Source organism: Streptomyces sp. NRRL S-350 (genome assembly GCF_000719705.1).
GTDB lineage: Bacteria > Actinomycetota > Actinomycetes > Streptomycetales > Streptomycetaceae > Kitasatospora.
Genome location: NZ_JOHO01000004.1, coordinates 322,395 through 333,829 on the forward strand (window position 1 = coordinate 322,395; position 11,435 = coordinate 333,829).

Here is an 11,435-nt window from a genome sequence, read left to right on the forward strand (position 1 = left end):
CGCCGTGAAACCCGTCGACCCCCGCCTCCTCGGGTACGCCCGCACCACCCGGGCCTTCCTCGCCGGATCCGTGCTCCTCGGCGCGGCGGGCGCGGCCCTGGTGGTCGCCCAGGCGAGCCTGATCGCCGAGATCGTCGTCCGCGCCTTCCAACGCGGGGCGACCCTCGCCGAGCTGACCACACCGCTGCTGCTGCTCGCCCTGACGGCCGTCGGGCGAGGACTGGTCGGCTGGCTCACCGAACTCACCGCGCACCGGTCCGTCGCCCGGGTGAAGTCCACCCTGCGGCGCCGGCTGCTCGACCACGCCACCGCGCTCGGCCCCTCCTACCTGGCGGGCCGGCGCACCGGGGAGCTCACCACCCTCGCCACCCGCGGCATCGACGCACTCGACGACTACTTCGCCCGGTACCTACCGCAGTTGGCGCTGGCCGTGGTCGTCCCGGTGATCGTGCTGCTGCGCGTCGTCGGCGCCGACTTCACCTCGGCCGCGGTCATCGCCGGGACGCTGCCGCTGATCCCGCTGTTCATGGTGCTGATCGGGATGGCCACCCAGGCCCGGATGGACCGGCAGTGGAACACCCTGGCCCGGCTCTCGCACCACTTCCTCGACGTGGTCGCCGGACTGCCCACCCTCAAGGTGTTCAACCGGGCCCGCACCCAGGCCGCCACCATCGCCCGGATCACCGCCGACTACCGCCGGGCCACCCTGCGCACCCTGCGGATCGCCTTCGTCTCCTCCTTCACCCTGGAACTGCTCTCCACCCTCTCCGTCGCGCTGGTCGCCGTCACCGTCGGCTTCCGACTGGTGGACGGCACCCTCGACCTGGAGACCGGGCTGCTGATCCTGGTCCTCGCCCCCGAGGTGTACGCCCCCATCCGCCAGGTCGGCGCGCTCTACCACTCCAGCGTCGAGGGGCTGACCGCGGCCGACGAACTGTTCCGGGTGCTGGAGACCCCGCTGCCCGCCGCCGGGACGACGCCGGCGCCCGACCTCACCGGGGCCCGGATCCACGCCGAAGGACTGGTCGTCCGCCACCCCGGACGGACCGAACCGGCCCTCGACGGCGCCGGACTGACCCTGCGCCCCGGCACCGCCACGGCCCTCACCGGCCCGAGCGGCGCCGGCAAGTCCACCCTGCTGTCCGTCCTGCTCGGCCTCACCGCCCCCGACGCCGGCACCGTCCGGATCACCGCCGCCGACGGCCGCACGTACGACCTGGCCGACCTGGAGCCGGCGAGCTGGCGGCGGCAGATCGCCTGGGTGCCGCAGCACCCGCACCTGTTCGCCGGGACGATCGCCGAGAACCTGCGGCTCTACCGCCCCGACGCCACCGACGAGCAGCTGTGGACGGCGCTGCGGGCCGCGCACGCCCTCGACTTCACCACCGACCTGGCCGCCGCGCTCGGCGAGGACGGCGCCGGACTCTCCGCCGGACAGCGCCAGCGCCTCGCACTCGCCCGGGTGCTGCTCGCCGACGACCGGCCCCTGGTGCTGCTGGACGAGCCGACCGCCAACCTGGACGGCGCCTCCGAAGCGGCCGTCGTGGACGCCGTCCGGGCGCTCGCCGAGGATCCGTCGCGCACCGTCCTGGTCGTCGCGCACCGGCCGGCGCTGCTGGCCGTGGCGGGCGAGCGGATCCGGCTGGCCGGGGCCGCGCCCACGCCCGCCGCCGCCGCGCTCGCATCGGTCGCGCCGGCCGTTCCGCCCGGCCCGCCCGCCCCGCTCGTCCACAGCGGCCGGCCGACCGACCCCGCCGCCGTACCCGACGAGCCCGAAAGCGAGGCCGGCGCCGCACCCCGGCTGGCCCTGTCCGTCCTGCTCGGCACCCTCGCCCTCGGCTGCGCCGTCGCGCTGATGGCCACCTCCGGCTACCTCATCTCCCGGGCCTCCCAGATGCCGCCGGTGCTCTACCTGATGATGGCCGTCACCTCCGTCCGGGCCTTCGGCATCGGCCGCAGCGTCTTCCGCTACGCCGAGCGGCTGGTCTCGCACGACGCGGTGCTGCGCACCCTCGGCACCGTGCGGGCCGCCGTCTACCGGCGGCTGAGCGTGCTCGCCCCGGCCGGCCTGCCCGCCTTCCGGCGCGGAGACCTGCTCTCCCGGCTGGTCGCCGACGTGGACGCGATCCAGGACCACTACCTGCGGTGGCGGCTGCCCGCCGCCGTGGCAGGCGTCGTCTCGCTGGCCTCGACGCTGGCGCTGGCCGCCTTCCTGCCCGCCGCCGGCGCGGTGCTCGGCCTCGGGCTGCTGCTCGCGGGCGCCGTGGTGCCCGCGCTGGCCGCCCGCTGGTCGGCGGACGCCGAGCGGCGGCAGGCCCCGGCGCGCGGCCGGTTGTCCACCGCCGTGGTGGACGCCTTCACCGGCACCGCCGAGCTCACCGTGGCCGGCGCGCTGCCCGGCCGGCTGGCCGCCGTCCGCACCGCCGACGCCGCACTGACCCGGCTGGCCGCCCGCTCGGCCGCCGGCACGGCGCTCGGCACCGGACTGATCGCCCTGCTCACCGGGCTGACCGTGGCCGCCGCGGCGGCCGTCGGGATCCAGGGAGTGCGCGGCGGGGCGCTGGCGCCGGTCTGCCTGGCCGTGGTGGTGCTGACCCCGCTGGCCGCGTTCGAAGCGGTCACCGGGATGCCGCTCGCCGTCCGGGCCCGCCGACACAGCCGCGCCGCGCGGGCCCGGCTGGACGAGGTGCTGGACGCTCCGGCGCCCGTCGCGGAGCCCGTCGAGCCGCTGGAGCTGCCCGCGCGGCCGCTGCCGATCGCCGTCCGCGGGCTGACCGTACGGCACCCCGGGCGGCAGGTGGACGCGCTCGCCGAGGTGGACCTCGACCTGGCCGCCGGCCGCCGGATCGCCGTGGTCGGCCCGTCCGGCTCCGGCAAGACCACGCTCGCCCAGGCGCTGCTGCGCTTCCTGGAGCCGACCGCCGGATCGGTCACCTTCGCCGACGGCCGTCCACAGGCTGTGGACAGCCGCGCGCTCGCGGGCGAGGACGTCCGCCGGGTGATCGGGCTCTGCGCGCAGGACGCCCACGTCTTCGACAGCTCGCTGCGCGAGAACCTGCGCCTCGCCCGGCCCGGCGCGGGGGAGGACGAGCTGCGCGCCGCACTGGCCGCCGCCCGGCTGCTGGACTGGACCGAAGGCCTGCCGGACGGCCTGGACACCATGGTCGGCGAGCACGGCGCCCGGCTCTCCGGCGGCCAGCGGCAGCGGCTCGCGCTCGCCCGAGCACTGCTGGCGGACTTCCCCGTCCTGGTCCTGGACGAGCCCGCCGAGCACCTGGACCTGCCCACCGCCGACGCGCTCACCGCCGACCTGCTGGCCGCCACCGAGGGCCGCACCACCGTGCTGATCACCCACCGGCTGGCCGGGCTGGCCGACGCCACGGTGGACGAGGTGCTGGTGCTCGACGGCGGCCGGGTCGCCGAGCGGGGCCGGTGGTCGGAGCTGGTCGCCGACCCGGACGGGCGGCTGCACGCGATGTGGCGGCGGGAGCGGGAGGCGGACGCCCTGGCGTTGCCCGTCCCGGCACTCCGGTAGTCGCGTCGTCGCGCCACCCCTTCGGACGAAAAGCGTACAAACTAGGCTTTCTCCCATGGACCCCACGCCCGACCTGCCCGAGGCCGCCCCCGAGCCGACACCCCACCGGGTGCCCGAGATCGCCTCGCTCGGCCTGGACACCCTGGTCACCGAGGTCGCCGAGCGCCTGCAGTCGGCCGCCGCGGTCACCGACCGGATGCAGCGGCTGCTGGAGGCGGTGGTCTCCATCGGGGCCGGACTGGACCTGCACGCCACCCTGCACCGGATCGCCACCGGCGCCGCCGAACTCGTCGACGCCCGCTACGCGGCCCTCGGCGTGATCGCCCCCGGCGGCACCGGCCTCGCCGACTTCATCCACGTCGGCGTGGACGACGACACCGCCGCCGCGATCGGCGCACTGCCCGACGGGCGCGGCATCCTCGGCGCGCTCATCGACCGCCCCGAACCGCTGCGGCTGGCCGACCTCGGCGCCGACCCGCGCTCCTCCGGCTTCCCGCCGGACCACCCGCAGATGATGACCTTCCTCGGCGTGCCGATCCGGGTCCGCGACGAGGTGTTCGGCAACCTCTACCTCACCGAGAAGAAGGGCGGCGGCGCCTTCACCCCCGAGGACGAACAGGTGGTGCACGCCCTCGCCGCGGCGGCCGGCGTGGCGATCGAGAACTCCCGGCTGTACGAGGAGGGCCGCCGCCGCGAACGCTGGATCGCCGGCGCCGCCGCCGTCGCCACCGCGCTGCTCTCCGCCCAGCAGGCCGAGTCCGCGTTGACCGTCGCGGCCGAACAGGTACGGGAGTTGGCGGACGCCGCGCTCGGCATGATCCTGCTGCCGACCGGCCCCGAGGGCGAGAGCGACGGGCAGCTGCGGGTCGCCCACGCCTCCGGCGAGGTGGCCGAGTTCGTCCGCGGCGAACTGCTGCCCAAGGAGAGCTTCGCGGCCCGGCTGCTGGCCGGGGAGAGCGTCTACCTGGACGACATGTCCAGCGACCCGACCGTGGTGATCCGGCTCGCCCGCCGCTTCGGCCCGTCCATGGCCGTGCCGATGGTCTCCGCCGGGCGGGTGCTCGGCGGGCTCTGCGTCTGGCGGCCGGTCGGCGCACTGCCGTTCACCGACAGCGAGAAGCAGCTCGCCGAGACCTTCGCCTCGCAGGCCGCCCTCGCCCTGCGGCTCGCCGAGGGCCAGCGCGACCAGCAGCGCCTGGCCGTCTTCCAGGACCGCGACCGGATCGCCCGCGACCTCCACGACCTCGTCATCCAGCGGCTGTTCGCCACCGGGATGATGCTGGAGAGCGCCGCCCGGCGGGCGGTCGTCCCCGAGGTGCGGACCGGCATCGGCAAGGCGGTCGACGAGCTGGACGCCACCATCCAGGAGGTCCGCACCACCATCTACGCCCTGCAGCACGACAACCACGGCGACGCCCCGGACACCCTGCGCACCCGGGTGCTGCGGGAGGCCAGCCAGGCCGCGGCGGCGCTCGGATTCAAGCCGTCGGTGAGCTTCGTCGGTCCGGTGGAGAGCCTGGTCGGAGAGAAGACCGGACGTCAACTGCTCGCCGCCCTGAGGGAGATGCTCTCCAACACGGCGCGGCACGCACGGGCCTCCCGGGTCGGCGTGGAGATCGACGCGACCGTCCACCTCGGCGACGACGGCCGGCCGATGGGCGGCGACCCGGAGTGGCCGGACCGCGACGGGCGCCCGGGCGTCCTGCTCACCGTGACCGACGACGGGGTGGGCATCCCGGCGGGCGGCCGGCGCAGCGGACTGCTCAACCTCACCAGGCGCGCGGAGGCGCTCGGCGGCGACGCGTGGCACGAGAGCGGGCCCTACCGCAAGGGGACGATGGTGCGCTGGACGGCCCGGCTCTGAGCCCGGCCCAGCCGCCGCCGGGCCCGCCCCGGCTCGCCGGGCAGAGCCGCGGGAAAGTTGAACGAGAGAGAACTTCCCGACCAACGGCGCAAGTTGCGAACGCACCGGGCTTTCGGCAGCTCCGTGTGCACACATAGCTTTGCTCCGTCTCGGAGGGGAAACCGGACGGTCACCGGACGGAGGGGTAGTGGACGCTTCCGGCCGCGGTCACACCGCAGCAGGGGCAGGGCGAGGGGGGTTCCGCACCGAACGGGCCGCGGACGGGCGCTACCGCTGGCAGCTCAAGGCACCCAACGGCCGGGTGGTCGCGATCACCCCGGCCGTGTTCGAAACGGTCGGCGAGGCCGAACGCGGCTTCGACGGCCTGCGCCTCGGCGCGGCGGAGCTGACCGCGCGCATCACCCACGTCCGGGACGGCATCGGCTGGATCTGGGTCGTCCCCGGCTCGCGCAGCCTCCCCGAGGTGCGGTCCAGCCGGGCGTACGAACGCTACGCGACCTGCCAGAACGCCTTCCGGCGGTTCGCGGTGCTGCTCGCCAAACAGCCGCCGCGCGCACCGGAGCGCGAACGGCCGGAGCGCACACGGCCGTCGAGATGCCCCGACGGCCGCTGAGCGGCGGGGCCCGGGTGCGGCGCCCCGGCGAGGTGCGGCGCCGGACCGGCATGCGGGTCGAGGAGAGCCGGGCCGACCGGGCAGGTCTTCGGCGGGCCGCCCGGCCGGCGGACTCGGACCACGCCAACGGCCGCTTCGGACAAGGGAGTCATCGTCGACCCGGAGGGCGCGGCCCGCTCAGGCGAGGCCGAGCAGCCCCTCCAGCACCGCCGCGACGCCGTCCTGCTCGTTGCTCCCCGCGTGCAGCGGCACCGCCGCCAGCACCTGCGGGTGCGCGTTGGCGACGGCGTACGCGGTGCCGGCCCAGGCCAGCATCTCCAGGTCGTTCGGCATGTCCCCGAAGGCCACCACCTCGCTGCGGTCGATCCCGTGCCCGGCGCACCAGCGGGCCAGGGTGCTGGCCTTGGTGACGCCGGGCGCGCTGATCTCCAGCAGCGCCATCGGCGCCGAGCGGGTGATCTCCGCCAGGTGCCCGGCCGCCTCCCGGGCCTCGGCCAGGAACTTGTCCGGGTCCAGGTCCGGGTGCTTGGCCAGCAGCTTGTACAGGCCCCGGACCGGCCCGCCGGTCTCCAGCAGTTCCTCCGCCGAACCGACCGCGTGCTCCAGGTCGTCGCCCCACATCGGCACCGCGTAACCGGTCTCGCGGGCCCAGCCGTCCGGGTACTCGAAGGCGAACGCGGTGCCCGGCAGCTTGGCCCGCAGCGCCTCGACCACCGCCAGGGTGGTCTCCACCGACAGCGGGAAGGACTCCAGCAGCTCGCCGCGCCGGACGTCCACCACCGCGCCGCCGTTCGAGCAGATCGCCACCCCGTGGCCGCCGATGTGCGGGCTCACCTGCTGCATCCAGCGCGGCGGCCGCCCGGTCACGAACACCACCTGCACCCCGGCCGCCTCGGCCGCCGCCAGTGCCGCGGCGGTGCGGTCGGTGACGGTGCCGCCGGAGCAGAGCAGGGTGCCGTCCAGGTCGGTGGCGATGAGACGGGGGGCGGTGCGGGGTTCGGTCACCGGTCCATCTTCACCCATCGGCGTCACCGGGGCACCGCCCCGGCAGCGGGCCGCCTGCCGGGCCTCGGGCGGTCCGCCGCCCGGTCCGCCGCGGGCGGCCGGGACAGGTCGGGCGCTTGATCCGGGGCAGGTCGGGGGCGGGTCCGGCGCAGGTCGGGGGCGGGTCCGGCGCAGGTCCGGGGCTCGATCCGGCCCTTCGTGCGCCGTTTTCCGGCCGATCCGCCCCCACCCGGGGTGTCGGCCCGGCCACGGCGGGCAGGACTGCCGACGGCCAACCCGTCGGCAGGAAGAGCCATGCCCACTCGCCAGCTCCGTGACCAGCCGCCCTCGCCCGCCCGCCCCGACTCCTCGGCCCCGGACGCGATCGACACCTCACGCGACCCGGTGCTGCTCGGCGACGTCCTCTTCCACACCGTCGCCGACCTCGCCCGCCGCGCCTGCGCCCCGAGCCTGCCCGCGCAACGGACCCGCCCCCACCCGTAGCGCCGGCCCGCCCCCACCCGTAGCGCCGCCCGGGGCTCCGGCACGCCGCCGCCCCGGGCTCCGGCACGCCCCCGACCGGGGCTCCGGCACGCCTCCCACCGGCCCGAACGCCCGTACGGAAAGAGGTGTCGGCGGTTTCGCGGCGGATGGTACGCTCCCGCCGCCTTGAGACCTTCAAGATCTTCACAAAATCCATCGCACCGGGGGGAACCGAACACCGTGCAGGCAAGACAGGCAAGAGCCGTACCGAACGAGCGAGGCCCGGGGGAGGCCGCACGAAGAGGCGGTTCGCGCCGCCTCGCTCTGCCCCTCCTCGCCGCCGCCACCGCCGTCGTCTCGCTCCTGGCGCCGGTCGGCGTCGCCGCCGCGGCGGACACCCCGCGCGCCGCCGACCCCGGCTCCCCGACGGCATCCGCCGCTCCCGCACCGAGCGGTGCCACGACCGCCACGGCCGCCACGCCGTCGGCCGGCCCGGCGAGCCCGGTGAACCCGGCGCCGGACGGCACCGTCACCGGCACCCCGCCCACCACGGCCACACCGCCGCCGAGCGGGCGCTCCACCACTCCGCCTCCCGCGGCCCCGAACCCGGCCGCGAACACGGCCTCCTGCACGTCGATCCCGGCCTCGGCCCTCGCCTTCGGCGCCGCAGGCATCGACGGAAGCCTCCCCGCCGGGAACACCAGCGACTGCTACACCCTCTCCGTCCCGAGCGGCAGCGTGCTGCGGGCACCGGGGCTGAACGCCGGGAAGCCCGGCCAGAACGTCCACGCCGCGGTCACGGACTCGGCCGGGACGACGGTCTGCCAGTTCGAGGGCTTCAACGTCTCGCTGTGCAAGCTCACCGGCACCGGCCCCTACACCGTGACGGTCAGCGAGGCCTACCAGGCGGCCGCCACCTACACCCTGCGCCCGGCGCGGCTGGACCACCCCCAGGGGTGCGTCAGCGAACCGCTCGCACCGTACGGGGATCCCGGCGCCGCCGCCCTGAGCGGCACGGTGGCCTCGTACGGGGCCGACTGCTACAGCGTCACCGCCTCCTCGGCCGGCCGGCTCGGGATCCGGCTCACCACCGGATCCGCCTCGCTCTTCGACCCCGCGGGCACCAAGGTCTGCGACGTCGGAGCCGGCCTGACCAGGTGCACCCTGGCCGCCCCGGGCGCGTACGCACTGGTGGTCAAGGGCTCCGACGCCCCCGGCAACACGACTCCCTACCAGGTCGCCACCACCGCGTTGAGCGACCCGACCGGCTGCGCGGCCGCGGCGAACACCGACTTCGGCCGGCCGGCCGTCGACGGCAAGCCCGTCCTGGGGCTGCAGCTCGACTGCCTGCCCTTCGACGGCAGCCCCGGCCAGACCTTCACCGGCCTCGGCGCCCACAGCTGGATCACCGACGCCACCGGCGCCGACGGCTGCACCCAGGCCCCGCCGACAACCGGCTGCGTACTGACCGGGGCCGGCCCCTACCGGGTGCTCACGTTCATCCCCGTCAACGGCGGCGTCAGCACGTACCAGATCCAGCTCCACCGGATCAGCGACCCGGCCGGGTGTCCGAGCGCGAGCCCGCAGGCATGGGGCGTCCCCGCCGACTCCTCGGCCGTGCCGTGCCGGATCCTCCACGCACCCTCCCCGGGCCACTACCTCCTGGAGGCGGAGGGCGGGGTGTCGCTCTACCGCACGGACGGCAGCAGGCTGTGCCCCAACGGGGCCGACCTCTGCGACCTGCCGGCCGCGGGCACCTACACCGCGCTGATCGCGGGCGGCTGGCAGTACGACGCGACCCGGCAGCTGCCGCTGGTCTTCCACGGGCCGACCGACACCCAGGGGTGCAGGACCGCCACGGACACCGGGGCGGCCGACGGCGCGCTGACCGGACGGCTCACCGGCGCCGGCCAGTACGACTGCTACACGCTGCCCAGCCTGCAGGGCTCGAAGCTCGCACTCCTCTCGCCCGCCCGCGCCGCGTTCGTGAACCCCACCACCCGGGTGGTCGACGCCACCGGCGCCGAACAGTGCAGCTCCACGTACGCCACCAGCTTCTGCGACCTGAAGGGCACCGCACCGTACCGGCTGCTGATCGGCACCGGCGCGACCGGCCAGAACCCGCTCGGGCAGTACTCCGTGACGGCGGCCCGCACCAACGCCACCAACGGCTGCACGCCCTTCGCCGGGTCGGGCTACCCCGGCACCCCCGGTGCCACCGCCGCGCTCGACGCGAACCGCACCGCGGGCTGTTTCCTCATCCCGGCGGGTGCCCACGGCGCGAGCGAGATGGTCGACTTCGACTACAGCTCGCTGCCGGCCACGCCGCCCCAGACCCTGGCCGGCGAGCTGTACGTCTACGACCCCGCCGGCGCGGAGGCCTGCCGCACCTGGGCGTGGTCCTCCACGCAGGCGATGTGCCGACTGGACCCGGCCAAGGCCTACCTCGCCCTGCTGGTCGCCGACGGCACGAGCAACACCTTCCGGCTGATCCACCGCGACACCGGCACGGGTGCGGACTGCCAGACGGCGGCGGACACCCGGGTCGGCGGCACCCAGACCCGGGCGCTGCTCAGCTCCGGCCTGGACGCCCGGTGCACCCGCGTCGACGCGTCACCCACCGACCAGTTGGTGGTCTCGACCGCCGGTGACAACGGCGCGACCCACGTCACCGTGACCGACTCGAACGGGCAGCAGCGCTGCGCCACCGGCGCGTACCAGCTCCGGTGCACGGTGACCGGATCGATCGCCTACCAGCTGATCGTGTCGGCCTCCACCTTCAGCGGCGCGCCGATCAACGCCCACCTGGACATCTGGCGGACCGTCACCGATACCGGCTTCCCCGCCGAATGCCCGGCCGTGACCCCCGGTGCCTCCGGCTTCGGCCCGCTCACCGGCACCCTGACCGTCGACCACCCGGTGGCTTGCGCCGTCGTGCCGGTGAAGGCCCGGGACGCCTACACGGTGACCGGCGTGGGGGACGCGAACAACATCAGGGTCAGCATGCTGTCCAGGAACCTGGCGACCCAGGCCTACCTCGGCAACGACTACTGCGCGACCAACTCCGGTGCCACCCAGGCCGACTGCACCATCACGTTCGGCTCGCCCGACAGCAAGGCCCTGCTGCTCATCACCCCGCGCACGGCCGCCGACAGCGTGCCCTACGCCGTCTCGGGCACCTGCTCGGGCTGCGGCAACGCGCCCATGTCGATCGACTCGGTCTACCCGACCGCCGGCGCCGCCGGGACGAAGACCACCATCACCCTGCGCGGCTCCGGACTCACCGCACAGCAGGTGCTGAACTTCTCCAGCATCAACGCCAACCGGCAGGCGACCGTGAAGAGCGCCGCCGCCGACGGCAGCACGCTCACCGCGGAGCTGGACCTCACCGGGGTGGCCACCGGCACCGGCGGCCTCACCCTGGACAGCCGCATGACCCTCTCCCAGTCGTTCACCGTCACGGCCCCGGTCTCCCCGACCAACGGCCGCTTCACCGTGGCCGGCCCCTCGCGGGTGCTGGACACCCGGGCGGGCATCGGACGGTCGGGCTCCGACCCGGTACCGGCAGGCGGCGTCGTGAGCGTCGCGGCCGCCGGCCAGGTCGGTGTGCCGCAGGGCGTGAAGGCCGTGGTCCTGAACGTCACGGTGACCGAGCCCGCGGGGGACGGTCACCTGACCGCCTGGGCCTCGGGAACGCCCCAGCCGACGTCGTCCAACCTGAACTGGGTGGCCGGTCAGACGACGCCGAACCTGGTCGTGGTCCCGGTCGGGGCGGACGGCAAGGTGAATCTGCTCAACGCGGGTTGGGGTTCGACGCACCTGATCGCGGACGTCTTCGGGTACTACTCGGACAGTGTGGCGGGGTCGACCTTCTCGACGGTGGACCCGTCGCGGCTGCTCGACTCGCGTGCGGGCGTCGGCCGGCCGGGCGACGACAAGGTTTCGGCGAACGAGAC

5 protein-coding genes and 1 pseudogene are annotated in these 11,435 nt (G+C 75.4%); 5 read left to right on the forward strand and 1 reads right to left on the reverse strand.

Features of this window, described 5'->3' with window-relative positions:
* Nucleotides 1-4 precede the first annotated feature (4 nt).
* From cydD to IF30_RS0106860, 3 genes are all read left to right on the forward strand, one after another.
* Complete coding sequence (gene cydD, locus IF30_RS0106850; protein WP_030233387.1) at nucleotides 5-3,535, forward strand: thiol reductant ABC exporter subunit CydD; 3,531 nt, start codon at nucleotides 5-7, stop codon at nucleotides 3,533-3,535.
* 55 nt (nucleotides 3,536-3,590) lie between these two features.
* Nucleotides 3,591-5,399 (forward strand): GAF domain-containing protein, encoded by a 1,809-nt coding sequence (locus IF30_RS0106855; protein WP_030233390.1) that lies wholly within the window; start codon nucleotides 3,591-3,593, stop codon nucleotides 5,397-5,399.
* A 187-nt stretch (nucleotides 5,400-5,586) separates the two neighbouring features.
* Entirely contained in the window at nucleotides 5,587-6,012 is a 426-nt protein-coding gene (locus IF30_RS0106860) for a hypothetical protein (RefSeq protein ID WP_030233391.1), read from the forward strand.
* A gap of 177 nt (nucleotides 6,013-6,189) precedes the next feature.
* Here IF30_RS0106860 and IF30_RS0106865 read toward each other — a convergent pair whose 3' ends face one another.
* Nucleotides 6,190-7,035 (reverse strand): HAD family hydrolase, encoded by an 846-nt coding sequence (locus IF30_RS0106865; protein ID WP_051709364.1) that lies wholly within the window; start codon nucleotides 7,033-7,035, stop codon nucleotides 6,190-6,192.
* Nucleotides 7,036-7,311: 276 nt separating this feature from the next.
* Here IF30_RS0106865 and IF30_RS0106870 point away from each other — a divergent pair, with 276 nt between their 5' ends.
* Together IF30_RS0106870 and IF30_RS50155 are read left to right on the forward strand one after the other, a co-directional pair.
* The gene (locus tag IF30_RS0106870) at nucleotides 7,312-7,500 is read left to right on the forward strand and encodes a hypothetical protein (protein WP_030233393.1); all 189 of its coding nucleotides are present in this window, start codon (nucleotides 7,312-7,314) and stop codon (nucleotides 7,498-7,500) included.
* A gap of 219 nt (nucleotides 7,501-7,719) precedes the next feature.
* Nucleotides 7,720-11,435 (forward strand): annotated as a pseudogene (locus IF30_RS50155) (hypothetical protein); the annotation flags it as partial.